At 49.9% G+C, this 26481-nt stretch carries 26 protein-coding genes; 21 read left to right on the plus strand and 5 right to left on the minus strand.

Annotated features, from left to right (window positions below; all coding sequences use genetic code 11):
- Positions 1-66 precede the first annotated feature (66 nt).
- The 6 genes from rlmN to spoVM all read left to right on the plus strand — a co-directional run bounded on the left by rlmN (position 67) and on the right by spoVM (position 5886).
- Positions 67-1107 carry a dual-specificity RNA methyltransferase RlmN gene (gene rlmN / locus OHJ21_RS02060; RefSeq protein WP_100536104.1) on the plus strand — a complete coding sequence of 347 codons (1041 nt, stop codon included), beginning with the start codon at positions 67-69 and terminating at the stop codon, positions 1105-1107.
- Positions 1108-1113: 6 nt separating this feature from the next.
- The gene (locus OHJ21_RS02065) at positions 1114-1890 is read left to right on the plus strand and encodes a Stp1/IreP family PP2C-type Ser/Thr phosphatase (RefSeq protein ID WP_076320735.1); all 777 of its coding nucleotides are present in this window, start codon (positions 1114-1116) and stop codon (positions 1888-1890) included.
- Positions 1887-4022 (plus strand): Stk1 family PASTA domain-containing Ser/Thr kinase, encoded by a 2136-nt coding sequence (pknB, locus tag OHJ21_RS02070; protein WP_394057052.1) that lies wholly within the window; start codon positions 1887-1889, stop codon positions 4020-4022. Before OHJ21_RS02065 ends, pknB begins: the two co-directional genes overlap by 4 nt.
- A gap of 51 nt (positions 4023-4073) precedes the next feature.
- Positions 4074-4982: a ribosome small subunit-dependent GTPase A gene (rsgA, locus tag OHJ21_RS02075; protein ID WP_100536107.1), complete on the plus strand. Its 909-nt coding sequence runs from the start codon at positions 4074-4076 to the stop codon at positions 4980-4982.
- Between the two features lie 3 nt (positions 4983-4985).
- Positions 4986-5645 (plus strand): ribulose-phosphate 3-epimerase, encoded by a 660-nt coding sequence (gene rpe, locus OHJ21_RS02080; RefSeq protein ID WP_100539299.1) that lies wholly within the window; start codon positions 4986-4988, stop codon positions 5643-5645.
- Positions 5646-5805: 160 nt separating this feature from the next.
- Positions 5806-5886: a stage V sporulation protein SpoVM gene (spoVM, locus tag OHJ21_RS02085; RefSeq protein ID WP_034273235.1), complete on the plus strand. Its 81-nt coding sequence runs from the start codon at positions 5806-5808 to the stop codon at positions 5884-5886.
- Between the two features lie 441 nt (positions 5887-6327).
- Here the strand turns inward: spoVM and rpmB are convergent, their stop codons facing one another.
- On the minus strand, positions 6328-6516 hold the full coding sequence (gene rpmB, locus OHJ21_RS02090) for a 50S ribosomal protein L28 (protein WP_006209230.1): 189 nt from the start codon (positions 6514-6516) through the stop codon (positions 6328-6330).
- 366 nt (positions 6517-6882) lie between these two features.
- On the opposite strand from rpmB, the gene OHJ21_RS02095 reads away from it, so the two are divergent.
- From OHJ21_RS02095 to OHJ21_RS02110, 4 genes are all read left to right on the plus strand, one after another.
- Positions 6883-8661, plus strand: a complete 1779-nt coding sequence (locus tag OHJ21_RS02095; protein ID WP_486019243.1) for a DAK2 domain-containing protein — start codon at positions 6883-6885, stop codon at positions 8659-8661.
- A 157-nt stretch (positions 8662-8818) separates the two neighbouring features.
- The gene (locus OHJ21_RS02100; protein ID WP_100536109.1) at positions 8819-9676 is read left to right on the plus strand and encodes a DegV family protein; all 858 of its coding nucleotides are present in this window, start codon (positions 8819-8821) and stop codon (positions 9674-9676) included.
- Between the two features lie 14 nt (positions 9677-9690).
- Entirely contained in the window at positions 9691-11742 is a 2052-nt protein-coding gene (recG, locus tag OHJ21_RS02105; protein ID WP_100536110.1) for an ATP-dependent DNA helicase RecG, read from the plus strand.
- A gap of 86 nt (positions 11743-11828) precedes the next feature.
- Entirely contained in the window at positions 11829-12116 is a 288-nt protein-coding gene (locus tag OHJ21_RS02110) for a stage VI sporulation protein F (protein ID WP_100536111.1), read from the plus strand.
- 227 nt (positions 12117-12343) lie between these two features.
- On the opposite strand, the gene OHJ21_RS02115 is transcribed toward OHJ21_RS02110, so the two are convergent.
- Positions 12344-13051 carry an SOS response-associated peptidase gene (locus tag OHJ21_RS02115; protein WP_127591847.1) on the minus strand — a complete coding sequence of 236 codons (708 nt, stop codon included), beginning with the start codon at positions 13049-13051 and terminating at the stop codon, positions 12344-12346.
- A 198-nt stretch (positions 13052-13249) separates the two neighbouring features.
- Here OHJ21_RS02115 and OHJ21_RS02120 point away from each other — a divergent pair, with 198 nt between their 5' ends.
- The gene (locus OHJ21_RS02120) at positions 13250-14551 is read left to right on the plus strand and encodes an NCS2 family permease (protein WP_326112348.1); all 1302 of its coding nucleotides are present in this window, start codon (positions 13250-13252) and stop codon (positions 14549-14551) included.
- 199 nt (positions 14552-14750) lie between these two features.
- Here the strand turns inward: OHJ21_RS02120 and OHJ21_RS02125 are convergent, their stop codons facing one another.
- A complete protein-coding gene (locus tag OHJ21_RS02125) occupies positions 14751-15329 on the minus strand; it encodes a putative glycolipid-binding domain-containing protein (RefSeq protein WP_486019244.1) in 579 nt (192 codons plus the stop codon).
- Between the two features lie 263 nt (positions 15330-15592).
- Here OHJ21_RS02125 and OHJ21_RS02130 point away from each other — a divergent pair, with 263 nt between their 5' ends.
- A complete protein-coding gene (locus tag OHJ21_RS02130) occupies positions 15593-17182 on the plus strand; it encodes a sensor domain-containing diguanylate cyclase (RefSeq protein ID WP_100536114.1) in 1590 nt (529 codons plus the stop codon).
- Between the two features lie 43 nt (positions 17183-17225).
- Here the strand turns inward: OHJ21_RS02130 and OHJ21_RS02135 are convergent, their stop codons facing one another.
- A complete protein-coding gene (locus OHJ21_RS02135; RefSeq protein WP_394057046.1) occupies positions 17226-17735 on the minus strand; it encodes an arsinothricin resistance N-acetyltransferase ArsN1 family A in 510 nt (169 codons plus the stop codon).
- Between the two features lie 316 nt (positions 17736-18051).
- Here OHJ21_RS02135 and OHJ21_RS02140 point away from each other — a divergent pair, with 316 nt between their 5' ends.
- The 6 genes from OHJ21_RS02140 to arsC all read left to right on the plus strand — a co-directional run bounded on the left by OHJ21_RS02140 (position 18052) and on the right by arsC (position 23137).
- Complete coding sequence (locus OHJ21_RS02140) at positions 18052-18366, plus strand: ArsR/SmtB family transcription factor (RefSeq protein WP_394057044.1); 315 nt, start codon at positions 18052-18054, stop codon at positions 18364-18366.
- 60 nt (positions 18367-18426) lie between these two features.
- Positions 18427-19833 carry an NAD(P)-binding domain-containing protein gene (locus OHJ21_RS02145; RefSeq protein WP_486019245.1) on the plus strand — a complete coding sequence of 469 codons (1407 nt, stop codon included), beginning with the start codon at positions 18427-18429 and terminating at the stop codon, positions 19831-19833.
- 63 nt (positions 19834-19896) lie between these two features.
- Complete coding sequence (trxB, locus tag OHJ21_RS02150; RefSeq protein ID WP_486019246.1) at positions 19897-20859, plus strand: thioredoxin-disulfide reductase; 963 nt, start codon at positions 19897-19899, stop codon at positions 20857-20859.
- A 64-nt stretch (positions 20860-20923) separates the two neighbouring features.
- Positions 20924-21247 (plus strand): ArsR/SmtB family transcription factor, encoded by a 324-nt coding sequence (locus tag OHJ21_RS02155; protein ID WP_100536119.1) that lies wholly within the window; start codon positions 20924-20926, stop codon positions 21245-21247.
- A 148-nt stretch (positions 21248-21395) separates the two neighbouring features.
- Positions 21396-22688, plus strand: coding sequence for an arsenic transporter (locus OHJ21_RS02160; RefSeq protein WP_100536120.1), 1293 nt, complete (start codon positions 21396-21398; stop codon positions 22686-22688).
- Positions 22689-22717: 29 nt separating this feature from the next.
- Positions 22718-23137 (plus strand): arsenate reductase (thioredoxin), encoded by a 420-nt coding sequence (arsC, locus tag OHJ21_RS02165; protein ID WP_394057039.1) that lies wholly within the window; start codon positions 22718-22720, stop codon positions 23135-23137.
- Between the two features lie 136 nt (positions 23138-23273).
- Here the strand turns inward: arsC and pdxR are convergent, their stop codons facing one another.
- The gene (gene pdxR, locus OHJ21_RS02170; RefSeq protein ID WP_486020989.1) at positions 23274-24710 is read right to left on the minus strand and encodes a MocR-like pyridoxine biosynthesis transcription factor PdxR; all 1437 of its coding nucleotides are present in this window, start codon (positions 24708-24710) and stop codon (positions 23274-23276) included.
- A 304-nt stretch (positions 24711-25014) separates the two neighbouring features.
- On the opposite strand from pdxR, the gene rpmG reads away from it, so the two are divergent.
- The 3 genes from rpmG to OHJ21_RS02185 all read left to right on the plus strand — a co-directional run bounded on the left by rpmG (position 25015) and on the right by OHJ21_RS02185 (position 26463).
- Entirely contained in the window at positions 25015-25164 is a 150-nt protein-coding gene (rpmG, locus tag OHJ21_RS02175) for a 50S ribosomal protein L33 (protein ID WP_098742858.1), read from the plus strand.
- A gap of 111 nt (positions 25165-25275) precedes the next feature.
- Complete coding sequence (locus OHJ21_RS02180; RefSeq protein ID WP_486019247.1) at positions 25276-25749, plus strand: hypothetical protein; 474 nt, start codon at positions 25276-25278, stop codon at positions 25747-25749.
- Positions 25750-25854: 105 nt separating this feature from the next.
- Entirely contained in the window at positions 25855-26463 is a 609-nt protein-coding gene (locus tag OHJ21_RS02185; RefSeq protein WP_486019248.1) for a DUF1349 domain-containing protein, read from the plus strand.
- Positions 26464-26481 lie beyond the last annotated feature (18 nt).

A 26481-nucleotide genomic window follows, 5' to 3' on the forward strand; every position in this document is an offset into this window, starting at 1 on the left:
ATGTAATAGGGAGAGTTCGGAAGAATGCTGGCTGGACATCCTCTAAATTAGACAGGTGTGGTGAGAATGAAACCTTTTATATATGATTATTCACTGGAAGAGCTTCAAGCATGGGCTCAAGAGAATGGGGAGCCGGCGTTTCGCGGAACCCAGATTTATGACTGGCTGTACGTGAAGCGGGTGAACGACTTTGCGGAAATGACGAATCTATCCAAGGAGCTTCGCTCGAAGCTGGAGCAGGAGTTCAGTTTTGTTACCTTGACGGAAATCACCAAGCTGGAGTCGAAGGACGGAACGGTCAAGTTTCTGTTCGGCTTACATGATGACCATGCGATCGAGACCGTCATCATGAGGCACAATTACGGCAACAGCATCTGCGTGACAACGCAGGTAGGCTGCCGTATCGGATGTACGTTCTGCGCATCCACGCTGGGTGGCTTGAAACGAAATCTGACCTCCGGCGAGATTGTTGCCCAAGTGGTTCAGGCGCAGAAGATTCTCGATAAAACGGGAGAACGTGTCGGCAGCATCGTGATCATGGGCTCGGGCGAACCGTTTGAGAACTATGAAGCGACGATGAAGTTTCTGCGCACGATGATCCATGAAAAAGGATTGAATATCGGCCAGCGCCACATCACCGTTTCGACGAGTGGCATTGTGCCTAACATCTATAAATTCACGGAAGAGGATACCCAGATTAATCTGGCCATCTCCATACATGCACCGAACGATAAGCTGCGCTCCAAGCTAATGCCTGTTAACCGCCGGTTCCCGTTCGACGACGTGATTGAGTCGCTTCGTTATTACCAGGCAAAAACCGGGCGGCGCATTACGTTTGAATACGCCTTGATCGGCGGCGTAAACGATCAGGTTGAGCATGCCGAAGAGCTTGCGGACGTCATTAAGGATATGAACTGCTTCGTCAATCTGATTCCGGTTAACCATGTGCCGGAACGGAAATATGTTCGCACATCGCGTAACGATATTTTCAAATTTCAACGTGCGTTAGCAGACAAGGGGGTCAATGTGACCATCCGTCGTGAACAAGGCCATGATATCGCTGCCGCTTGCGGTCAGCTGCGGGCCAAGCATATGGAGTTGAGGTGAGAAGATTTGATCAAGACGGTTCATGTAAGCCATGTGGGACGCGTTCGTCCTGTTAATGAAGATTCGGTATTTGTTAGCACACTGGAGCATGGCTATACCTTGGGTGTGGTTGCTGACGGTATGGGAGGTCACCTTGCGGGTGACACCGCCAGCAGGCTTGCGGTAGATACCGTGGCCGAGGATTTGTCCTCTTTGGAACAGGACATGTCCATGGAAAGTATCCGGGCTGCGCTTGGTGATGCCATATTGCATGCCAATGCCGTTATCTATCGGGAAGCCTCGGCTGATGAGCGGCTTCACAATATGGGCACGACGATTGTAGCGGTGCTGCTGCGAGGTTCCGAAGGCTATATCGGACATATCGGGGACAGCAGGGCTTACAAAGTCGTTCCCGGACAAGTGATTCGACTCACAGATGATCACACATTGGTCAATGAGCTTTTTAAGAGTGGTCAGATTACGGAAGATCAACTGGAGACCCATCCCCGGAAAAATGTATTAAGCCGGGCGCTAGGAACGGATGTGGATGTGACGGTTGAGCTTACACCGGTTACGATCGGAGAAGGCGAAGTGCTGCTGCTCTGCAGTGACGGGCTCAGCAACCGGGTCAGCCGCGAGCTGATCGGACAGATTTCCGGTTCACTTGACCTTCCTCTGGAAGAAAGAGCGGATCGCCTGCTTCAACTGGCACTTCTTGCCGGCGGTGAGGACAACATCACGGTCGCCATGTTTGAACATCAAGAAGAAGTTGTCGGGCAACGTATAAAGGGGTGGGATTCATGATCGGACATGAATTGGCTGGTCGTTATAAAATTATAGAACGCATCGGTGGCGGTGGCATGGCGCTGGTCTACAAGGCTCAGGATATTTTGCTGAACCGGAATGTAGCAATCAAAGTGCTGCGCCAGCAGTTTGTGCACGACGAGGAATTTATTCGCCGTTTCCGGCGTGAAGCACAATCAGCGGCTTCGTTGTCGCATTCCAACGTGGTCAGCATCTATGATGTGGGCCAAGAGGAAGATGTGCATTACATCGTCATGGAATATATCGAAGGTCAGAATTTGAATGAAATTATAAAAGAACGGGCACCGCTGCAGGTGGAAGAAGCTGTGCGGATTGCTACCCAGATCTGTGATGCACTGGGGCACGCTCATCATAACCAGATCATTCACCGGGACATTAAACCGCATAATATTCTGATTGGCCGTAATGGGAGGGTCAAAGTAACCGACTTTGGCATTGCCAGAGCGGTCACGTCGACAACCATTACGCAGACAGGCTCTGTTGTGGGTTCTGTGCATTATTTTTCCCCGGAGCACGCCAAGGGCGTCGTTACGGGCGAAAAATCGGATTTATACTCACTTGGTATTGTGTTATATCAAATGCTCACGGCCCGTCTCCCATTTCTGGGCGAGAGCCCCATTAGTGTTGCTCTGAAACACCTCCAGGAGGAATTTGATGAGCCTAGAGAAGTGAATCCGCTCATTCCTCAAAGCGTGGAGAACATCATCCTGAAGTCCATGCGCAAAAACCCGGAGGAGCGTTACCAGTCTGCCGAAGAGATGATGGACGATCTCGAGACGTGTTTGATGCCGATGCGACTCAACGAACCGAAGATGGAGTTCGAGGACGATGCCGATTCTACCCTGGTCATGCCGGCGCTCAAAACGATGCAGCGCAGCAGCCAGCATCATGACGAAGACGATGACTCGGATGATGAGGACTTTGAGGAAAAGCCGACAGGTAAACCGAAGAAAAAATGGGTCAAGCCGACCATCATCATCGGCTCAGTGCTCCTGTTCCTCGGCATTATGTTTGGTGTCGTCATGTATGTGAACAATATGCTGGAGGTGCCGGAGGTCAAGGTGCCGCCAGTAGTAGGCATGACGGAAGAGGATGCGATCCGCACGCTTGAGGCCCAAGGTTTGACGGTGGATGAGGAAGTCATTCGTGAATATAAACCAAATGTCGATGAAGGCATTGTGTTTGCCCAGGATAAGGAACCAGAGACCATGCTCAGGCAGGGGGCACCGGTTCAATTGTCGGTTGGGGATGCGAAGCCGCTTCCGGAAATGCCGGACCTTAATGGGAAGACGTTTGATGAGGCTGTTGCTGCGTTAAAAGAGATTGGCGTTAAGGAAACCTCCATTAAACGATCGTCCGAAAAAAATGATGAAGTGCCACAAGGCAAGATCTTTAAACAAAGTCCGGAAGCCACTACAAAAATCGATCCGGAAACGGAAGTAATCAGCGTAACGGTAAGTGAGGGGAAGAATTTCGTCCCTATGCCGGGCGTGGTTGGCTTAGAGCAGGAGAATGCCGTCAATATTTTGGAATCCAATGGCTTTAAGGTTGAGGCAATCAAAGAGAAATCCAGTTATGAAGTGAAGAAGGGCATCGTAGTAGAGCAGTGGCCGCATGAGGCCAATGAACAGGTTGCTCCAGGCTCCAAAATCACGTTGTTCGTCAGCTCAGGCTATCCTTCGGATGCGCTTGAGTATAATTACAGCGTACCGGTGTCGCCGAGCGTCGAAGGTCAAGAAAGCAAAATCCGGGTGGTCTTCAGCGATGCGCTGGGAGAAAATCAGGAAGCCGTGAATAAGACCATTACGACTTCCGAAATGGTACCTGTTAAGCTGCTGCTGGCTCCCGACAAGCATGCAACGGTCATGATCTTCCGTGACGGTCGCCAAGTGGATACGTACAGCGTAAGTTACAGCGATGTCAAGAATGGTACCGTGCCGCAGCCGACCTTTGAGCAGCCGCCTGTTGAACCTGATGTACCGGTGGACACGAATCCGGATGAAGGAAATGGCGAGGAAGGCTCGAATGAGGAAGATGATGCTGCTTATCATTGGGACTCCGGGAACAACGGAAACGGTAAGGGTAATGGCAAAGGTAATGGTAACGATTAGAAACAAGTCGTGAGAACACTAAATTTCAACAAGAAAGGTGAGGCCTATTATATGCTAGAGGGACTGATCGTGAAGGCACTAAGCGGATATTATTATGTCAAACCACTGCAGGATGGCAACATTATATCCGGGGAGGACCCAGCGGTTCAATGCAGAGCCCGCGGCATTTTCAAAAAGAAAGGTATCTCTCCGCTCGTTGGAGATCACGTGATGTACTCATTGACTGAAAATGGGGAAGGGACCGTGGATGAAATTCTTCCACGGTCTTCCCAACTAATTCGCCCGCCTGTCGCGAACGTCGACTTGGCGGTGCTGTTGTTTTCGGTCAAAGAACCGGATCTGAGCCTGCATCTGCTGGACAAGTTTCTGGTACATATAGAGCATGAGGGCCTTGAGGCATTGATCTGCCTGACGAAGCAGGATCTTGTGGACGCCACCGACGATGTGCTGGAGCAGGTGAAGCGCCAGTATGAAGAGATTGGTTACGAAGTGCTGATTACCAGCTCTCTGCAAGGGATCGGGACGGAAGAGGTGAAGAAACGCCTGGCCAGTCGAATCAGTGTCTTCTCCGGTCAATCCGGTGTCGGGAAATCGTCCCTGCTGAATGCGTTAATGCCAGGCCTCTCGCTGGAGACGAGCGAAATTAGCCTGCGTCTTGGCCGCGGTCGGCATACGACACGTCATGTGGAGCTGATTGAGCTTGATAACGGGGGGTATGTTGCCGATACACCCGGCTTTAGCCAGCTGGATTTTCTGGAGCTGGGTGTCGAGGAGTTATCGACCTGTTTCAGAGAATTTGCTCCTTATGCTGCCGAATGTAAATTCAGAGGCTGCAGCCATCTGCAGGAGCCGGGCTGCCGGGTGATCCAAGCCAAAGAGGATGGAATCATCCTGGCTAGCCGTTATGAGCATTATGTGGAGTTTTATACGGAGATGAAAGACAAGAAACGGAGGTACTGAATGATGATAAAAATTGCCCCATCCATATTGTCAGCGGATTTTGCGAAGCTGGGACAAGAAATTAAAGAGGCTGAGGCCGGCGGAGCCGATTGGATTCATGTGGACGTTATGGACGGACACTTTGTACCCAATATTACGCTGGGGCCGCCGATCGTCCAAGCGATCAGGCCCCATACGAGCCTGACGCTTGATGTGCACTTGATGATTGAGCAACCGGAGCTGTATATTGCGGACTTCGCCAAGGCTGGAGCCGATCTGATCACCGTTCATGCCGAGACCTGCCCGCATCTTCATCGCGTCATCCATCTGATCAAAGAGTTTGGCGTGAAGGCCGGCGTCGCGATCAATCCGGCTACGCCGGCCCATGTCCTTCAGGAAGTGCTTCCTGACTTGGATTTGGTACTGGTAATGACCGTGAACCCGGGGTTTGGCGGACAGGCTTTTATCGAGCGGACGGTAAACAAGATCTCACAGCTGCGTGAATGGATTTCTAACTCCGACAACCCGAATATCCATATTGAAGTGGATGGCGGCATTACAGCGGAGACAGCGCCGCTTGTGGTGGAAGCGGGAGCGGATGTCCTGGTTGCGGGCAGCGCGGTATTCGGCATGCCGGATCGCGCGGCAGCCATTGCCAAAATCCGTGACAGCGTAACATCTTGACCAGAACGTGAGCAACGGGATGCATAGGGCGCGGGGTTCCCGCATAAATATGGTTACATGAGCTGGGTTCTCATGTAGCCTTTTTTGTCTGTGTTCACATCTAAGGGCTTGGTGCATAACATAATCTAGGAAGGCATGAGAATGATGGGGAGGGTGAGACATGAAATTCTATACGTTCAAGCTGCCGAAGTTTTTGGGAGGTTTTGTGAAGGCCATCTTAAATACGTTTCACAAGAGCTGACAGCTTGTCCCGGCGTAACAAAACCTCCGCCTGGGACTGACGCCGCCTAGCCGGTTCTGGGGAAAGAGGCAAGAACACTCCGATAGAGCGCATGGAGGACATACCGCATCTGTATGCGGAAGTTTTCTTGCGGTATAAGAAAGCCAAAAAACGCGTTAGTCCTCCTTCGCTTTCTTATATCAAAAGAAGAGTGTCTAGCGACGTACTTATCGAGGACAGACCGCGTTCGACCGGAAGTTTTTCTTGCGATATAAGAAAGCGGAAGTTTTGCTCTTTCATTTTTCTTATATCTAAATAAAAAAAGCACCTGCTAACTGCTCAGGGTGCTTTTTGTTTAGAAGAAGAATATGTATCTAAACGCAAGAAAAACTTCCTTGTCCCGGATCGCCCACAAATGGTGCCTGGAGATTAAGAAGTTTTTCTTCATATAACACAAGATGATTATACGCGAGTCACTTTACCGGATTTCAAAGCGCGAGTGCTGACGTATACACGTTTTGGCTTGCCATCTACCAAAATGCGAACCTTTTGAACGTTGACACCCCAAGAACGCTTGTTGTGATTGTTAGCGTGAGAAACATGGTTACCACTGCTTGGTTTCTTGCCAGTTACATAACATTTGCGAGCCATTCATTACACCTCCTTGTTCCTAACCCTGCATGAAACAATACTTAAATATAATATCACAGTAAAAATTGCTCCGTCAACTGTCCTAAAAACATTTATTTCTCTTTGCCATTATAGTACAATGTTGATTAGTCCATAATATTTCCGAAGAAATAGTTCGTGGGCTGCTCGGCAGGGCTCTCAAGAGGCTTGGGAACCGCCGGAAAGCGTAGAGGACGAGAGGATAGCCCAACCTAGATTTATGATCCATTAATCACGGTAAGTCTTTTATTTACTGCCTGGGCATTTCGTCAGCTATAAGCTATGAAATAGATATGAAATTTACAACAAGTAGTGTTATGGGTATCAAGCCAGGAAGGGGAATTCTCATTGAGTAAGCGTTCTTTGAATGGAACAGAATTTACCGCGATGGTCCTAGCCGGAGCGGAGCAGCTGCAGCAGCATGCAGAACACGTCAATTCCCTGAATGTGTTCCCGGTGCCGGACGGCGACACGGGGACCAACATGAATTTGACGATGACGGCAGGTGTGGCAGAACTGAAGAGTAAGTACTCGGAGTCCGTCGGGCATAGTGCCGGTGTGCTGTCCAAGGGGCTTCTGATGGGAGCCAGAGGGAACTCGGGGGTTATTCTGTCCCAGCTGTTCCGTGGTTTCAGCCGATATGCGGCACCTTATACAGAACTAAATTCTCATCAATTCGCCGCAGCACTGCAGACAGGCGTAGAAGCTGCGTATAAAGCTGTTGTGAAGCCTGTTGAAGGTACCATCCTTACCGTAGCTAAAGAAGCGGCCAAGCATGCGGTCTATTTCTCCCGCCGCAACAACGATATCGTGGAATTGATGGAGCAGGTGTTGGCCAAAGCCAAAGAAACACTGTCCCAGACGCCGGATATGCTCCCTGTTCTGAAGCAGGTTGGCGTCGTGGATTCGGGTGGACAGGGCTTGGTTTACATTTATGAAGGTTTCTTGCAGGCACTTAGAAAAGACGCTCCAACCGGATCGTTTGCTGTTGCGGAAGGACAAGCCGAACAGAGCAACAAGGCCCCCGCCTTTCAAGCGGCCCCTGACTTCTCGGCGGTTCAAGCTCCGGCTTCTGCCCAGTCCAGACTGTCCACAGAGGACATTGAATTTTTATATGACATGGAATTCTTTATTAATAGGCAGCTCGGAGAAGGAACGGGCGCAGACTTTGATGAAGATAAGTTCCGGAAAGCGCTTGCAGTGAATGGTGATTCCATCATTGTCATCGCCGATGACGAGACGATCAAAGTTCATGTGCATTCCAAGGCTCCGGGTGAAGTGTTGAATTTGGCGCTAATGTATGGAGAGATCACTCAGGTTCATATATTGAACATGCGCGAGCAGCATCGTGATTTGCTGACAACGGGAATGGATATTGCACCGATGCCCGAGTTGTTTGCAGATATTCCGGCAGAGACCGTGACGCCGGAAGCTCCGGCTGTTCCTCCGGCAGACGAGATTGCACCGTACGGCTTCATAGCGGTATCGTCAGGGGAAGGCATCTCCGATATATTCAAGAGCCTGGGCGTAGACGTTGTTCTCTCCGGGGGACAGACGATGAACCCGAGCACCGAGGATTTTGTCAATGCGATTTCTTCGATCTCGGCGCAGCAGATTTACATCCTGCCGAACAACTCCAACATCGTGCTGGCCGCCCAGCAGGCGAGAGAGCTTCTTGAAGGCGAACGCAGCGTAACGGTCATACCGAGCAAGACGATTCCGCAGGGGATCGCGGCGGCATTTGCTTTCCAGGAAGACGAGAATGCGGATATGAACACCGACAACATGCTGGATGCGATCACTCGCGTGCAATCGGGGCAGGTAACCTATGCCGTTCGGGACACAACGATTGATGATCTCGAGATCAAGGCTGGCCAGTTTATCGGTATTCGCAATTCCAACATCGTTGCAGCAAACGAGGATCTGATTACGACCTCCCAGGATTTGCTGGGTAAAATGCTGGAGTCCGGCGATGAAATCGTGACGCTGCTTACCGGCGCGGACGCAACTGAGGAATCGACCAACGCACTCACGGAGTGGCTTGGCGAGCAGTATCCTAACGCAGAGGTTGAGGTTCACTACGGCGGACAGCCGATTTATTCCTATCTGTTCTCCGTGGAGTCTTGATCTAAGAGATAAGGAAGTATACACTTCCGAGGTTTTCCCTTCCTTATCTCGCAAGAAAAACTTCCGCTATATGCGGTCTGACTTCTAAGGAAGTACGTCGATAAAGTTTTTCTTATAACGCTTTGACATTATGCAAGGTATATTAGGAGGGGTTCCGGTGAATAAGACCGTTATTGTGACAGACAGCACAGCGGATATTCCGGCAGACCTGGCGAAGCAACACAACATTCATATTGTGCCGCTGAGACTTATGTTCGGGGAAGATACGTATTTGGACGGAGTCGAAATCACGCCGGGAGAGTTCTACAAAAAGCTGGTGCAGTCACCCCAGCTTCCGACGACCTCCCAGCCTTCACCCGCAGATTTTGTAGCTGTGTATGAGTCCATTCTGGAACAGCACCCCGGCTGCTCCATTATGTCCATTCACATCTCATCCGGCTTGAGCGGAACGTATCAGTCCGCATTGCTTGCCACCTCTCTTATCGAAGGAGAAGCGGATATCACCGTATGGGATTCCAAATCGGCCTCTTACGGTTTCGGACTATTCGTGGTTCATGCAGCGAAGCTCGCACAAGAAGGAGCCGCTGTTCCAGATATTATTTCGTCGCTTGAGGACCTTCGCTCTAAGCGCCGCCTCTACTTCCTGGTAGACACACTGGAGTACTTGCAGAAGGGCGGACGGATCGGCAAGGCTTCAGCCGTGCTTGGTACACTGCTTAACATTAAGCCAATCCTGTCCATTGATGGCGAAGGGATTATCTTTCCGGTAGACAAGGTCCGCGGTCGTAAGAAAGCGACGGCCAAAATCATTGAACTGTTTCAACAGGATCTATCCGGTGTGAAAAATATTAAAGTGGCTGTGGGTCATACAGCTGACCCTGCTCAGGTTGAGGATTTTCTGCAGCAGCTGTCCGCTGTGTTTACGATCGAGGAAACGGTGTTCTCCGAGATCGGTCCGGTTATCGGTACGCACGTTGGTCCGGGAACCATTGCAGCATATATATGGCCTGCTTAAGTGAGGTAGATGATATGAGTCTCAAACTCGATCAAATATCCGTCAGACAGATCAACGGCGTGAGCGCCCTGAAAGAGGGGGAGCTTCACGCCTTTGGCGTCTCTACGGTCAAGGATCTTTTGGAGTATTACCCCTTCCGGTATGAGGATTACCGGCTACGGTCATTAAGCGAAGTCAAGGACGGGGACAAAATCACCATACAAGCTAAGATAGCCAGCGTGCCGGTACTGCAGCGCTACGGGCGCAAATCCCGTCTCACCTGCAAAATGCTGGCCGAAAACTGGATGTTCACCGCAACCTGGTTCAATCGGCATTTTCTGAAGGACCAGCTTACGGCCGGCCGGGAGATCGTGCTGACGGGCAAGTGGGATCAGCGCAGAATGCAGCTTACGGTGTCCGAGTCCGAGTTCCCGGATAAGGGAGCCTTCCGCAGCGGAACGCTGCAGCCGGTGTATTCCATCGGCGGGAAGATCACGCAATCCTGGATCCGAAAAACGATGGGACAGGCTTTGGAGCAATACGGGGAAATGATTCCCGAAATTTTGCCGCAATCTCTGCTCCGAAAATATGATCTGATGCCTCGTAAAGCGGCGATCATGACGATCCATCAGCCTGTCGACTCCCGGGAAGGCCAGGAAGGGCGGCGCCGGATGGTGTATGAGGAGCTCTTCTTGTTCCAGTTGAAAATGCAGGCGTTCCGGGCGCTGAACCGGGGACGGATGGACGGTGTTGTACATACGGCTGACAATGCAACGATCCGGGAGTTCGTGCGCAGCTTCCCGTTTGAGCTTACCGATGCGCAGAAGAAGGTGGAGCTGGAGATTTTGCATGATATGCGCTCCCCTTACTGCATGAACCGCTTGCTTCAAGGGGATGTCGGCTCGGGAAAAACGATTGTTGCCGCCATCGCTCTGTTTACAACGGTGCGCTCAGGCTTTCAAGGGGCCTTGATGGTGCCAACGGAGATTCTTGCCGAACAGCATATGCGTTCGCTGCAGAAGCTGTTTGAGCCCTTCGGCATTACCGTTGGCCTGTTGACAGGCAGTGTAACGGGGAAGAAGCGTAAAGACCTGCTGGCTTCCTTACAGATGGGGCTGACGGATGTTGTCGTGGGCACCCATGCCCTCATCCAGGATGATGTGTACTTCCGGGAGCTGGGACTCGTCGTGACGGACGAACAGCACCGTTTTGGCGTGAACCAGCGAAGCGTACTCCGCCGTAAAGGCTATAACCCGGATGTGCTCACGATGACGGCAACGCCGATTCCACGAACGCTGGCGATTACCGCCTTTGGGGATATGGATGTATCCACGCTGTCGGAGCGTCCGAAAGGTCGTATTCCCATTACGACCTATTGGGTCAAACATGAACTCATGGACCGTGTGCTTGGATTTATTTCCCGGGAAGTAAATCAAGGTCGTCAGGCCTATTTGATTGCTCCTTTGATTGAAGAATCGGATAAGCTGGACGTTCAGAATGCGATTGACCTGCATGTCCAGATGCAGCAGGCCTTTCCCACGTATGCTGTCGGACTTCTGCACGGTCGTATGACGCCTGCCGAGAAGGATGAGGTCATGCGCCAATTCTACAGCAATGAGGTCCAGCTGCTGATTTCTACGACGGTTGTTGAGGTTGGCGTTGACGTGCCGAACGCAACGTTGATGATCATTATGGATGCCGATCGCTTCGGTCTGTCCCAGCTTCACCAGCTTCGGGGCCGTGTAGGCCGTGGGCAGCATGCATCCTACTGCGTCCTTGTGGCTGATCCAAAATCGGAAGTGGGCCAGGAGCGGATGCAGGTCATGACGGAAACCGAGGACGGCTTCGAGGTATCCCGGAGGGATTTGGAGCTACGGGGACCGGGCGACTTTTTCGGTACGAAGCAGAGCGGACTGCCGGAGTTCCGGCTGGCCGACATGGTCGCGGATTTCAAAGTGGTCGAAGAGGCCCGGGGAGACGCGGCAGCTCTCGTTAGCGACAGTTCTTTCTGGACGTCGCCGGAATATGAGCCGCTGCGCGACTTTTTGCAGCAGGAAAAGATCTTCCAGGGCGATATCATGGATTAATGACATGAATCTGTTAGCACAATGGACAGACCTTCGTCATATACTCAAAAAGGGTAGCAGCATTTATGACTGGAGGTGCTTCAACATTGAGTTATCAGCAGTACGGGATTAGTCCGCAGCTGGTGGAGCGAATCAAGCTGAAAATGAAAAACCCGGCAGTCAAGGAAAGAATCAAAGGGCTGACTCAGGGGTTGACCAAGGCAGATCTTCAAAATAGCGCAAAAGTACATCAATTGATCCGGACGGCCAGCGGCATCATGAATGAAAAGCTGAGCTCCGCGCAGGAGCAGCAAATGGTTCAATTCGTCCTTGCACAGCGCATCGATCCGAACAACACCTTCCATTTGATCAAGCTGTGGGGGATGTTTCGATAACAATTGGATGACATCAAGGTTTTACTTTGCATAGAAGAAGCCCCTCTCGGGAGTGTTTTCTCCTTATGAGCAGGGGCTTTTGATTTGGCATGTGCAGGGATGAAACGTTCCTGGCGGACTTTTATAAAAGAAGTCCCTTGATTTGTGGTCTACCCGATAGCAGAGGAACCGGGGAGCTAAGAAAAAGTGCGGAAGTTGAAGAGGCCCCCCCAATCTTTCCGTAGTATTTAGCTGTCCGTAATGGAACGGATGCAAGCTTCCGTGTCATTTTTAACGGAATTTACGGTTGTGCTAACCGGTACGGCCTGCATTTCCTCCGCGGGGTAAGGCCTCAAAAGCTCTTTGAGGGTTTGCAAAAGGGAAGGGCTGCTTTCATTGGTTTGGGAAGATGTCTGCCGTTCAAGCCATAGTGCTTCGTCTGCGGGGCTCAGAATGACCGGCATCCGGTTATGGATCGGTTCCATGAGTCGATTGGGTGCGGTTGTAATGACGGTGCAGGTGCTGAGTTTATCTCCGCTTGGGGTGATCCAGGTATCGTACAGACCTGCCATGCTGAATATTTCCCCGTTCCTCAAGCCGATGCGAAAAGGCTGCTTGCCATTGCCGTTTTTTTGCCATTCGTAAAAACCGTCTGCAGGTATCAGGCATCTTTTCCGATAAAAGGGCATCCTAAATGCAGGCTTATCTTCCAGCGTTTCGCTGCGCGCATTGATCATTTTGGCTCCGGCTGAGGGATCCTTGGCCCAGGATGGGACAAGCCCCCATTGCAGCTGACCGATCCGGTTGGCGCTGCCGTCGTTGATAATCGCCGTGACCATCTGCGTAGGAGCGATGTTGTACCGGGGAATGTGAAAGGGAGATACCGATTCGGGATCGATGAGATACCGTGTCATTAATTCTTCCCAAGTGACCGTGAGTGTAAAGCGTCCGCACATGGATTCAAACCTCCTGTCATTTGCTCTCGCTTAAGATTTTGAATATAGCGACTAATTAAGACTTTTTATCGAGTTCAGAACGAAATGGCTACGTAGAGATGTACAGTACATTTGTTTTTGAGTATATCAAATATTGCATAACTTACCAAAAGGGTCTAGCACAAAGCCAGGCCAAGCAACATGAATGGAGGATATATTGTGTTTGATTTAAAAGCTAATGGTACCTCGGTGAAGACAGAAGTTGTTGCCGGGGCCACGACGTTTTTCACGATGGCGTATGTGACCGTTGTGAATCCGCTGATTCTGTCGCAAGCGGGTGTACCTTTTGAGCAGAGCTTCACGGCAACGATTATTGCCGCTGTGATTGGTACACTGCTGATGGGGCTCGTAGCCCGCTACCCGATCGCAGTGGCGCCGGGGATGGGCTTGAATGCCTACTTCACCTATTCCGTTGTTCAAGGACATGCCGGACTTGGGTATATTGAGGCTTTCTCGGCTGTTTTTATAGCCGGTATTCTGTTTTTGGTATTGTCGATGACTTCCCTGCGGCGTAGGTTGATTGAGATGATCCCGTCGAATTTGAAGCATGCGATCACGGTCGGAATCGGCCTGTTTATTGCTTTTATCGGTCTGCGGATGAGCGGCATCATTACAGCGCATCCGGACAATCTGGTAGCGCTCGGTGATCTGCACCAGCCATCGGTTGTGCTCGCCTTGGTGGGATTGGCGGTTACGCTTGTGCTGCTGTCCCGCGATGTAAAGGGTGCTTTGTTTATCGGTATGATTATTACCGGGATTATTGCTTATTTTGCCGATATGCTGTCCTTTACGAGCGGGATTATGTCGGTTCCTACGCTGCCGGAAGGCATTCTGGTATGGAACCCGATTACCGCTGCCTCCGATGTGATCAGGCATGGACTTTATGCCGTTGTGTTCTCGTTCCTCCTGGTGACGCTGTTCGATACCACAGGCACGGTCGTTGGTGTGGCGGAGCAGGCGGGGCTGATGAAGGATAACAAGCTGCCTCGTGCAGAACGCGCCATGTTCTCCGATTCGGTGGCAACCGTGGCCGGATCCATGGTCGGTACAAGCCCGACCACCGCCTATGTGGAATCTGCAGCCGGCGTCGGCGCAGGCGGTCGGACAGGGTTGACGGCGGTCGTCGTTGCCGCGTTGTTCGTTGTTGCCGCCTTCTTCAGTCCGCTGATCGGCGCGGTTGCCGGATTGTCCGCCATTACAGCCCCTTCGCTTATCGTAGTGGGCTGCCTGATGCTGAGCAATGTTCAGCACATCCGGTGGAATGATTTTGATGAAGCGTTCCCCGCGTTTCTCGTCATTTTGACCATGCCGCTTACGTCCAGCATCGCGACCGGGATCGCCCTCGGTTTTATTTCATACCCGCTGATGAAAATCGTGAAGGGCAAGTGGAAGGCGGTTCACCCGCTGATGTATATTTTTGCCGTGCTGTTCGTGCTGCAGCTTGTCTTTGTCCCGCATTGATTCAGGGAGTACTAGGCGCATGGAAATCCCCTGCAAGGTCTGAGCAGACCCGGCAGGGGATTTTTGGCATGCCGATAAACGTATAAGTGTGAGGATTATTTGTAACGGAAGAGGAGATAGTGCAATGGTTCCGGGTTGTTGTTTTCGACCGGTTAAGAGGATATACCTTCTCATCAGCCGGCCGTGGATGCACCGAGCTTTAGCGAGCACGGCTCCATACGTCCGCGTACCTCGTAACGAGGCCGTGCTCGTCAACCTCCAGATCCGCTTGGTAGGCTCCATAGTTACTCTCATAACGGTAGGCATACTCACCCGTACGCGTATACTGTTGGGCAAGGGGGGCGATGGTTAAACTCGGGAACTGAATCCAGACTGCGGTCATGGACGCGCTCTCCCCAGGCTTCAGTCCCAAGCGCCGGATCGGCAGCGTGTTGGTGGACGGGGTAATGCCAAGATCAATATCGTTCATGCCGGCAAAGGCGGTGAGCTCGGTATCGCCGTTCCACCAGCAGCCTTCATCATCCCGCTCCAGGTGAAGAGACTGTTCTTCCGTGCCGCTTGAGAGAGTAATCCGGACTTTCCGGGTCTGCCAGCTGCTGGTGGTTCCAACCTCGTAGGAGCAGTGGAGCTGACGGCCTTCCAGTTCGGCTACGATCATTCCGGTGAGCGTGAATCCGTCATGATGTTGATAGAGCCGGCCATGCTCCAGAGAGGGCAGATCGTGTCGGTTCCAGAGCAGCGATTGCAGAAGCCGACCAGGGCTTGTGTTTTTTTGCATGTTTGCTTCAGTATGTATATTGTCGTTCAAAGCGAGATCACGTCCTTTATCAAAAAGAGTATGAATGGGTGTTGCCCCTCTATATTATATAACGAACATATGTTTGCTATAAAGCGATAAATACAATGCATGGATTACAAATTGGAGACTTCCACGGAAAACGCTTATTCCATATATGGACGTCAAAAGGTTTGTGAAGTAATATGTAAAGATCGTATAATAATCCGGCAATAGGTTTCATCAAGAGTAGGAGTGCAGCCGCCATGAACATACCTAAAAAACGCATTAAAATCAGTCTAGCCATGGTCATGCCTGCGCTGGTTTCATTATCCATTCTCATGACGATGTCGATTATGATCTATATTCAGTATAAAAATGAGAAACGATCTCTATATAACAATACCATGTCGCTTAATTTATCCTCCGCACAAAAAATGGCGGTTACCATTGAAGCGCTTTTATCAGGGATGCGCCAAAGCCTTCGTGCCTCTGCCAACAACCCGGCAATAGAGGCCAGTGCGGCATCCGATGAGAAGGAGCTGCAGGTCATTTTTGATCTTATGCTTCAGAGCAGCCTTTACTTCAACTCCGTATTTTGGGCCGATCAAGCGGGTACCATTCGAGTGGTTTCTCCTGAGGGGAATCATTTGAATCCGGCCCGATTAATAACGGAAGGGACCACTAAGGCGCTAAATGAGAGAAAGTCCTACATATCGGCACCTTATAGAAGCCCGACCGGACGCTGGATGATTCTTGCGAGCGAGCCGATTTTCGACAGCTCCGGCAAGTATCATGGGATGATTGCCGGCACGATCTACTTAGAAGAAAATAACATATTGCATCGGATTTTCGGATCTGGCGCGGGAAATGAAAAGGACTCCTACTCCTACATCGTCGATTCCGGCGGGAAGCTGCTCTATCATCTGGATAAAAGCCGGGTGGGGGAGGATGTAAGTTCTAACGTCGTGGTGCAGCGGCTCATGGATGGCGAGAGCGGTATGCAACGTGTCATGAATACGCAAGGTAACGATTACTTGACGGGTTACGCCAGCGTTTCGATGAATGGTTGGGGGATTGTCATGCAGACATCGGTAAGTTCCATTCTGGACGATGTCAATCGCAACCTGCAGGATCAGCTAAGAAGTATGCTCCTTCCGATCATGATCATGCTGGTCATCGCCGCATATATGGCTACAAGAATTGCCGCGCCATTTACCCAGCTGTATAAGTTAACAAAATCGATAGCAGCCGGTCAAACGGTGTCCTCTGAAGAATTCCAGCCGCATTGGAATCGGGAAGCTGATCAATTAAACCAGATTATGGGGGCCGCTGCCGAAACGCTGGCCAAGCAGGCCTATTCGTTGCAGCAGGAAGCCAGCACGGATCCACTGACAGGGCTGACCAATCGCAGAGAACTGGAACGCTGCCTTGATTCGTGGGATTCGCTTGGGGATCCGTATGCCGTTTTAATGCTGGACATTGACCATTTTAAAAACGTAAACGATACCTATGGCCACCAAACCGGCGACCAAGTCCTGAAGCTGGTGGCGGCGGTCATGAGCGGTTGCGTTCCTGCGGGTGCGGTCTGCTCCCGTTTTGGCGGAGAGGAGTTTGTCATTCTTCTTCGCAAGCATAGTATGGAAGAGGCCTACCGTATGGCTGAGCGGATACGCAACGCGATCCTGATTTCCCAAACGCCGTATTCCCTAACGCTTACCGTATCGATCGGCGTCTCCTTGTATCCTGAACATGGCGGGAACCGCGAGGATGTATTCCAGGCAGCGGATATGGCTTTATACCGGGCGAAGGACGAAGGACGTAACCGGACGATCGCGGCAGGATTATCGGCGTAATAGTACAAGCGGCCAATCCCTTGATTACCGGGTTAAAGTATATTTATGAGAGAACATTATTTAATAACTTCTCCATAATTGTTACGTCCACGAACTTACCATCCAAGATGCCGTGGTCTTGAAAAACACCAACATCACGGTACCCGAGTTTATGATATAAACCCTGCCCGCCTTGATTGAATGGAAAGGTGAACAGCACGATTTTATAAAAACCATTTTCCTTTGCAATCGTCTCAAGGCGATGAAGCAGCATGCTTCCAATTCCTTTGCTTCGGAATGCCCGATCGATATATATGGATAGGTCGGCAACACCATCATAGGCGCAGCGCTGAGAATAAGGGTTGAGGGAAGCCCAACCGACCACCTCGCCTGCGCTTTCAGCGACAATGACAGCGTAACGCTCCGCATGTTGTTGGAACCAATGATGCATATATGTAATATCTTTTGTCTCTACTTCCAGGGTAGCAATGCGATCTTCAATTCCTTGATTATAAATACGCAATATTCGTTTCACGTCGTTCGTGTGGGCTGTTTTAATCGTAATTGGGTTCATCAGCGGCGGGTTCCTCACCTTTCTCTTTAAATGAATGACAGCTCAGCCAAAAGTTATTGGGATAATGGGCTGCAGCATGTACTGGATTTAGCCATGGCTTGGTCTGGAATATCACCTCTGATTGTTATACAACATATATTTGCAATATGCAAGTAATTTAACGTTGTATCGCTGCAGTCAGTTCTATCGTATATCTGAGTGTCATTCTGCAAACACTCCTAAACAAATCAAAAAAAATTGATGCTTGACGTGTCGCGGATGGCTTGCTACAATGAGCACATCAAAATTATTTGATGGGAAGTAAAGAGGTGACAACATGAAGGTCTCTACAATACATGAAGACGTATTAAGCCTGTATGAACAGAAATTCAAAGCATTATCCGATAAGAATCGGCTCAGAATCATTTATGAATTAAATCAACGAGGTAAAGTATGTGTATGCGACCTTACCGACATGCTGGAACTGCCTCAATCGAAACTGTCGTACCATCTGAAAATGTTGCTGGATGCAAATATTATATTGATGGAACGCATCGGAAAATGGAATTACTACGAATTAAACGATGAAGAAATCAAAGGACTATTATCCGAAAAGCTATGCTGCGTTTTCTATCCGAGTACAAAAACATAATTTTTTTAACCAATACATCAAAAAAAATTGATGGATTGAAAACATAAGGAGGATTTCAATATGAAAAACATTGAATTCAAGGTAGCCTCATCTTCTTGTTGTACACCCCGAGTACCGTTAAACACCAAGGAAACAGTGAAGGAGGAATATGTTCCGGACAACCGTAACCTGCCTGTCGCGATTATTGGTGCCGGTCCTATCGGCTTGGCTGCAGCAGCTCATTTGGCCGAAAGAGGGCAACCATTCATTCTTTTTGAAGCCGGACCCAGCATAGGTCAAAACATCCTGCAATGGGGACATGTGCGTCTTTTTTCACCATGGCAGTACAACATCGATAAAGCTGCGGAGCGACTTTTGCGTAAACAAGGATGGCAGCCTCCTGTATTAACGGAATTGCCTTTCGGTCAAGAGATTGTGAATCAGTATTTGAGGCCCTTAGCGCAACTCCCTGAACTGGAGCCCTACATCATGTTGAATGCTAAAGTGGTGTCCATATCGAAGAAAAATGCTGATAAAATGAAATCCGCTAATCGCGCAGCTGCGTCGTTTGTACTTTATGTTGAACGAAACGGCAATACCGAACGCCTTGAAGCCAGGGCAGTAATCGATGCCTCCGGAACCTGGGGACATTCGAATCCGCTAAATGCAGACGGGATATGGACACGTGAAGAGCGTGATTTGAAGGACCATATTTATTACGGGATTCCGGATTTATCATCCGAACAAAGGCAGAAGTACGCCGGGAAACGTGTTGCAGTTGTAGGAGGCGGGCACTCTGCGATCAACACTTTACTGGATTTAGCCAAGCTCAAAGAAACGAATCCGACCACTGAGATTATTTGGGTGATGAGAAAGAAATCTGTGGATGAAGCTTACGGCGGTGAAGAGAATGATCAGTTAGAGGCACGAGGGGCACTTGGAAGCCACATTCACCAGTTGATTGATGCCGGCCAAATCCAAGTGGTCACTCCGTTCTTGATCGAGGGGCTTTCCAAACACGATGGAAGAATGAACATCAAGGCGACTGCAAACGGTGAAGGCAAGGAAATACAAGGAATCGATGAAATTATCGTAAATACAGGGAGCCGACCTGATTTTTCATTCCTGAGCGAGATCAGACTTAGCATTGATCCTGCTACGGAGAGTGTTGAAGCGCTTGCGCCCCTTATCGATCCCAATGTACACAGCTGCGGAACGGTAAGACCCCATGGCGAAAAAGAGCTGCGTCATTTAGATAAGAATTTCTATCTCGTTGGGATGAAGAGTTATGGCCGAGCACCTACCTTCCTTATGGCGACGGGCTACGAACAGGTTAGATCCATTGCTGCATATCTGGATGGCGATTTAGAATCCGCGTTAAAAGTTGAATTAGAGCTGCCGGAGACCGGCGTATGCGGTATTAACAGTGCGCCGAATGCCAATGATTGCTGCATGCCCGCTGCCTCATCTACTTCGGGCTGCAATTAATTTATATCAAGGGGGAATCAAGATCTGGTTCTCCCGGATAAATGAAACAGAGGAGTGAGCGACATGTATAAGTCAATCATTATAGGAACGGGTCCAGCAGGTTTGACCGCTGCCATTTATTTAGCCAGAGCTAACCTGAGTCCGCTTGTTATTGAAGGACCGCAGCCGGGTGGCCAATTGACATTAACTACAGAAGTTGAAAATTTCCCTGGATTCATTGATGGAATCATGGGTCCGGAGCTCATGGATAATATGAGAAAACAAGCGATTCGATTCGGTGCTGAGTTTAGGAATGGCTGGGTGAATGAAGTGGATTTTTCATCCCGTCCGTTTCGAGTGTCGGTTGATGGGCTGGGTCAATTACAAGCGGATACGATTATTCTCTCGACGGGTGCATCTGCAAATTTACTCGGTGGCATACCAGGCGAAAAAGAGAATATCGGCCGCGGCGTAAGCACTTGCGCGACATGTGACGGCTTCTTTTTCCGTAATAAAGAAGTGCTGGTCGTGGGCGGGGGAGATTCCGCCATGGAAGAAGCAAATTTCCTCACGAAGTTCGCTTCGAAGGTAACGGTCGTTCATCGGCGGGATGAACTGCGTGCTTCAAAGATCATGCAGGAACGCGCTAGACAAAACCCTAAAATTAGCTGGGCCCTTAGTAAAGAATCCACTGAAATTATCGCCGATGATCGCGGAGTTACCGGTCTGCGCGTCAAGGATATGAAAACCGGAAACGAAGAAATAATGGAGACCGACGGAATTTTTATCGCGACGGGTCATATGCCCAATACTGCATTTTTGAAAGGACAGATCGATACGGATCCAGCCGGATATATTCGGGTGAAGCCTGGAACGACCGAAACGAACATTCCTGGCGTATTCGCTTGCGGAGACGTACAGGATCCGAAGTACCGTCAGGCAATTACCGCTGCAGGCACAGGATGCATGGCCGCGCTGGATAGTGAGAGATTTTTGGAGGAAGAATCTGCGCACTTGAAATCAGGCACACTTTCCATTAATATATAAGCATTAAATTATATGGTTATGGATTCATTAATCTCATTTTATCAGAGGAAAGGGATGAATCTTATTGGAGCATATGAACGAAATAGCCGAGAAACTCAAATTGCTTGGGGATAAAACAAGGCTTACCATGTTGACGCTCCTTAAGGAAAGAGAATGGTGCGTTTGCGAGTTTGTTGATATTTTTGACATGTCACAGCCTGCAATCAGCCAGCACTTAAGAAAGCTTAAGTCTCAAGGGATCGTAAATGAAGCCAGAAGAGGCCAATGGGTTTATTATTCTTTGCATGTTGAGGATAAGCCATATATCCAAGCGGTGTTGAATGAGATGCCAAGTTCTCAAGAAATATTGTCAACGTTTAATAAGGAAATCAACTGTTCCTGTGATTAAACGGCAATCAGCCCGTATGAGCAATAGCTCTCAGGTTGATGAGAGTTATAATCGCTGCTTAATATATAAGTATATCGTTATATATTGATTAATAGAGGGAAAGCAATAACGGTATTTTAGTTCAACACGTCATTGGAGGGTTTGTACATTGGTTTCTGTTTTGGCTAGCATCATTTTTCTTGTTACATTGGTTTTTGTTATTTGGCAGCCTAAAAATCTGTCCATTGGATGGTCGGCTTGCGGAGGTGCTGTACTGGCACTGCTCGTTGGAGTTGTCGACTTTCAAGATGTTTGGGATGTCACCCAGATTGTATGGAATGCTACGCTTGCCTTTGTCGCCATTATTATCATTTCATTGATTCTGGATAAAATCGGTTTATTCGAATGGGCGGCATTGCATATGGCGAACGCCGCTCGAGGAAACGGTATCCGGATGTTTGTCTATGTATCCGTTCTTGGAGCGGTTGTCGCTGCTTTTTTTGCAAATGACGGTGCAGCACTGATCTTAACCCCGATTGTGCTTGCCATGGTACGGGCGCTGAATTTCGACGAAAAGAAGGTATTCCCCTTTATTATCGCAAGCGGCTTTATTGCGGATACAACCTCCCTTCCGCTAGTGGTCAGCAACCTGGTGAATATCGTATCGGCCGATTTCTTTGGCATCACGTTTACCGAATACGCCAGCCGAATGTTGGTTCCCAATCTGTTCTCTTTAGCAGCAAGTGTCCTGGTGCTTTACTTGTTTTTCCGCAAAAGTATCCCGCGGAAGTTTGATGGCACCCAGCTCAAGCAGCCATCAACGGCGATTCAAGACCCTGCGATGTTCCGGTTATCATGGATCGTGTTGAGTGTGCTCCTTATCGGTTACTTTGTGTGCGAATTTGTCGGTATTCCGGTATCGATCGTAGCTGGGGTTATCGCGATTTTCTTCCTGCTGATGGCGCGGAAAAGTCCGGCTGTGCAAACCAAGGAAGTCCTCCAAGGTGCTCCGTGGGCAATCGTGTTTTTCTCCATTGGCATGTATGTGGTCGTATATGGCTTGCGTAACGCGGGTCTTACGGATCTACTGGCAAGCGTCATACAGAGCATCGCGGATCAAGGACTACTTGCGGCAACCATGGGGATGGGATTTATCGCAGCGATGATTTCTTCCATCATGAACAATATGCCGACCGTCATGATTGATGCGCTGGCAATTGATGCGACAAGCACATCGGCAGCCATTCGAGAGGCATTAATATATGCCAATGTCATCGGTTCCGATTTAGGTCCCAAGATCACGCCGATTGGCTCGCTGGCAACCTTGCTATGGCTGCATGTCCTTTCGAACAAAGGCGTGAAGATTAGCTGGGGGACATACTTTAAGACAGGCATCATCCTGACGATTCCAACTTTATTTATAACCCTCTTAGGTTTATATATCTGGTTGACCATACTGTAATTTGCAGGATAAAAGGAGAGAAACGAATCATGGAGAAAAAGACACTTTACTTCTTGTGCACTGGCAACTCTTGCCGCAGCCAAATGGCGGAGGGATGGGCCAAAAAACATCTGGGTGATGATTGGAAGGTCTACAGCGCCGGCATCGAAGCTCATGGCCTGAACCCTAATGCCGTCAAAGCGATGAATGAGGTTGGTATTGATATATCGAAACAAACTTCCGATATCATTGATCCGGAGTTGTTAAATCAATCTGACCTGGTGGTCACCTTGTGCGGTGATGCAGCCGATCGTTGTCCGATGACGCCTCCGCATGTTCGCCGTGAGCACTGGGGATTTGACGATCCGGCGAAGGCTCAGGGGACCGACGAAGAAAAATGGGCTGTTTTCCAGCGCGTTCGCGATCAAATCGGCGAGCGTATTCAAAAATTCGCTGAAACCGGCGAATAAGACAAAGCCTTATGCCTGGGTCCGAACTCTAAGAGAATTCTTGAGAAAACATTGTAAGCCTGCGTCTATGTATACCAAGAGCGCCCCTACTCGGGGCGTTCTTTTTGTCGGGAGGACCTCCAGTTACCGGTTCTCCCTATTGAATTGCGGCGTGCAGAGCTTGAGCGAACTTGGATATTCCCGATGGGATATCCTCGGCTCTGGCACGGGCATAAGTGAATCGCACATGTCCGGAAGCTGAACCGTATACACTTCCTGGCGCAAAAATCACTCCTTTTTGAATGGCGGCCTCCAGCAGTTTGCTGTCATTCACTTCCGGGACGATCTTGCACCAGAGATGGAGGCCGCCCTCCGGCACATGGAAATGAACCAGGCCTTGCAGTTCTTTCTGCAGGACCTCGATCAGTAAATCCCGCTTGTACAGCAAGCTCGCTCTCAGTCTGTCCAGGTGCGGAGCAAAATAGGAAGAATTGAGAAACTGTCCGGCCAAGCTTTGGGGCACCACGCTCAATCCGAAATCCATCTGCTGCCTGGCGTCCGCGAGCCGCTCCACCACCGAATTCGGGGCGACCATCCAGCCTACGCGGAGGCCGGATGCAGCTATTTTCGAGAGCGATCCGATGTACAGCACCGACCCGATGGAATCGACGGATTTTAAAGGGGCAGGCGGCGAGCACTGGTAGGCGGTCAAACTGAAGGGGTCGTCCTCCACGATTGGAAGTCCAAGTTCACTGGCTGCATCCAGCAGCTGCGATCTTCTCTCCTGAGCCATGACGGTGCCAGTCGGATTCTGAAAATTCGGATTAATGAAAATCATCTTGATCCGGTGTTTCTTGTACAGCGAGCGAATGTCCTCGGGCCGCACTCCCTGTTCATCAACAGGGAGTCTGAACAAGCGAAGGCCAGCCGATTGAAACATCGGCAGCGAATAGCAATACGACGGGTCTTCAATAGCCACCGCGTCGCCAGGCGACAACAAGCACTGCGTAATGAGATACAGCGACTGCTGTGATCCTGACGTGATCAATATGGATGATTCGGTGGTCCGGATCCCCCGATACTTTTTCAGATACGTAACCAATGCCTGTCGGAGCGGACCATATCCCTGCGGGTTGTCATATCCGAAATAGGACGTGTTCGGTTTTTGGCTCATTAACGTATTCATTTCTTGGATCGGCGCCAAATCACCGGCAAGCTCTCCGCTGGCAAAATCAATCAAAGAAGGATCATGCGCCAGCGCTTCCCGAATCCGGCGGAGAAAAGGGAGATTCGGCAGGAAATTTCCTCCCTCCGCATAACGGTGCCAGTTCGGCGTATGCTTAGGCGTGGCTCCCCACTTGGAGTTGCTGACCCGTGTTCCGCTTCCGGAACGGCTTTCTATAATTCCTAGCGCCCGAAGCTCCGAGTAAGCCAGAACCACGGTGCTTCGATTAACTCCGATTTGCTCCGCCAGTTTTCGCTCGGAGGGGAGTAAACTGCCTGGTGGAAACTCACCATAAGATATTTTTTGCTCCAGATCATCTGCAATTTGCTGATATAGAGGTTGTGTGCTGTTGCGATCCGGCTTCCACACCTTCCTCATCCTTTCATGAACATATTCAGGCTGGTTTTTGTCTGTAATGTTAATCATATCATTGTGCATAAATGAAGTGTTTTCATAATTTCATCATTACGATGACAAATATCCAAAACTCCGGTAAACATGGATGGCGGATCTGATTGTAGATTGGATGGGGCAACTTATCCACCCTTACCGGATGTGGCTGTATGTCGTTTTCGGTTTCTTGACAAAACGTAAAAATAGGAATAAAGTATGGTTTGAGTTAATCGTAATTATTACGATTATACAATAAATGCGAGAATAGGAGGTGCTGAATATGCGAGTGACGGTAACATTGGCATGCACGGAAACCGGCGACCGTAACTATACAACGACCAAAAATAAAAGAAATCACCCGGAGCGAATGGAATTGCGCAAATATTGTCCGCGCTTGAAGCGGGTGACGCTTCATCGGGAAACCCGTTAAACGAATACAAATCATAAGCCGGACCTATCATCCGGCTTATTTGACTTCGAACGAATTGGGATTACACTAAAAGTAGCAGAATGCAGCTATGTCTATGAGGGGATGGATGGGATGAACGAGGAACGACATGATTCCAGCGGAGAGTTGCTCCTGAGCAAACATACCCCGGAACAGTGGAGGCGGAGAAGACAGGAGCTAAACGAGTGGATCAACAGACCTAAAATATGCAAACAGCCCAAACGGACACGGTTATTCGGCAACACCCCTGTGGATGAGCAGTTATATCCGATATTGATCCGGCTGCAGCAGGCGGGATTGGACACCGAGTTTTCCTGCGCGGGCGTAAGTCCTCTTGATGAACCTGTTGATCATTCTCTGTACGCCTACCTCACTTTTTTCTCGAGCGGTCCTGCGGAGCAGTTCGCTAACATACTGATGGGAAATATGAGGCATCGAGCGCTGATTACCTATGAGCCTGCCCGTCACCGCTATGACGTATCGTCGTTTTTTATCGGACATAACCGGTCCTTTTGTCTTCTTCTCCAGCACAGCGCGGATCAGTTACTAAGAGATTCAGCCCAGTAGAATACGGGGCTTTTACATAGAAGTTCTATTGTTTTGCCAGCTCAGAGTCCTTTGAGCAGCTTAGCTTCGAACATCCCTATTAGATGAAATAAGGAGTCGTGATCGATGACGAAAGGGAGAATTGCTTGGCATTCAGGCCAATGGACAACCGCACCGGTATCGGTGACAGAGGAAGAGTTGAATCTGAAGGTTGAGTCCAGAGAAGGCAGTGATTATTGGGAGAAAACCCTGTATGGGTTCCAAAGCGACAGCGGCCATTCACTGCTTGCGGCGTGGGATCAGGATGCAGCCATGGAGGTCACATTTGAATTGGATGCCTTTACGGAACTTTATGATCAGGCCGGGTTGATGCTAATGAACGCTCCGGGACAGTGGATCAAAGCCGGGATCGAAATCAATGACGGAATCCCGCAGCTGGCAACGGTCGTCACCCATGAATATTCGGATTGGTCACTCGCGCCCGTGCCGGAGTGGGTTGGTGAGCGTGTCACGATCCGTGCCTCAAGGCTGAATGATGCCGTCATCATCAGGGCGAGAACCGGGAAGCATCCTTGGCGAACCGTTCGCGTGGCACCTTTCCCCGCCCGAACAGAAAGTCAAGCAGGGCCTTTTGTCTGTTCGCCGACCCGCTCCGGTCTGATCGTGACCTTCACGCGTTGGGTGAGCACGCAGCCGGACAGCGATATTCATGTTGACCCGCCGATTGAAGAGTAGGAAAGAGTTAACCTAGAT

The sequence above is a fragment of the Virgibacillus sp. LDC1 genome, assembly GCF_025792345.1.
In the GTDB taxonomy this organism is placed as follows: Bacteria; Bacillota; Bacilli; order Paenibacillales; family Paenibacillaceae; genus Paenibacillus_AQ; species Paenibacillus_AQ lautus.

What these genes read in the sequence shown, in the direction of transcription:
- rlmN (WP_100536104.1), top strand. Translation starts at nt 67, where the DNA reads ATGAAACCTTTTATATATGATTATTCACTGGAAGAGCTTCAAGCATGG.
- pknB (WP_394057052.1), top strand. Translation starts at nt 1,887, where the DNA reads ATGATCGGACATGAATTGGCTGGTCGTTATAAAATTATAGAACGCATC.
- rsgA (WP_100536107.1), top strand. Translation starts at nt 4,074, where the DNA reads ATGCTAGAGGGACTGATCGTGAAGGCACTAAGCGGATATTATTATGTC.
- rpe (WP_100539299.1), top strand. Translation starts at nt 4,986, where the DNA reads ATGATAAAAATTGCCCCATCCATATTGTCAGCGGATTTTGCGAAGCTG.
- spoVM (WP_034273235.1), top strand. Translation starts at nt 5,806, where the DNA reads ATGAAATTCTATACGTTCAAGCTGCCGAAGTTTTTGGGAGGTTTTGTG.
- rpmB (WP_006209230.1), bottom strand. Translation starts at nt 6,516, where the DNA reads ATGGCTCGCAAATGTTATGTAACTGGCAAGAAACCAAGCAGTGGTAAC.
- recG (WP_100536110.1), top strand. Translation starts at nt 9,691, where the DNA reads ATGAGTCTCAAACTCGATCAAATATCCGTCAGACAGATCAACGGCGTG.
- OHJ21_RS02115 (WP_127591847.1), bottom strand. Translation starts at nt 13,051, where the DNA reads ATGTGCGGACGCTTTACACTCACGGTCACTTGGGAAGAATTAATGACA.
- OHJ21_RS02125 (WP_486019244.1), bottom strand. Translation starts at nt 15,329, where the DNA reads ATGCAAAAAAACACAAGCCCTGGTCGGCTTCTGCAATCGCTGCTCTGG.
- OHJ21_RS02130 (WP_100536114.1), top strand. Translation starts at nt 15,593, where the DNA reads ATGAACATACCTAAAAAACGCATTAAAATCAGTCTAGCCATGGTCATG.
- OHJ21_RS02135 (WP_394057046.1), bottom strand. Translation starts at nt 17,735, where the DNA reads ATGAACCCAATTACGATTAAAACAGCCCACACGAACGACGTGAAACGA.
- OHJ21_RS02140 (WP_394057044.1), top strand. Translation starts at nt 18,052, where the DNA reads ATGAAGGTCTCTACAATACATGAAGACGTATTAAGCCTGTATGAACAG.
- OHJ21_RS02145 (WP_486019245.1), top strand. Translation starts at nt 18,427, where the DNA reads ATGAAAAACATTGAATTCAAGGTAGCCTCATCTTCTTGTTGTACACCC.
- trxB (WP_486019246.1), top strand. Translation starts at nt 19,897, where the DNA reads ATGTATAAGTCAATCATTATAGGAACGGGTCCAGCAGGTTTGACCGCT.
- arsC (WP_394057039.1), top strand. Translation starts at nt 22,718, where the DNA reads ATGGAGAAAAAGACACTTTACTTCTTGTGCACTGGCAACTCTTGCCGC.
- rpmG (WP_098742858.1), top strand. Translation starts at nt 25,015, where the DNA reads ATGCGAGTGACGGTAACATTGGCATGCACGGAAACCGGCGACCGTAAC.
- OHJ21_RS02180 (WP_486019247.1), top strand. Translation starts at nt 25,276, where the DNA reads ATGAACGAGGAACGACATGATTCCAGCGGAGAGTTGCTCCTGAGCAAA.
- OHJ21_RS02185 (WP_486019248.1), top strand. Translation starts at nt 25,855, where the DNA reads ATGACGAAAGGGAGAATTGCTTGGCATTCAGGCCAATGGACAACCGCA.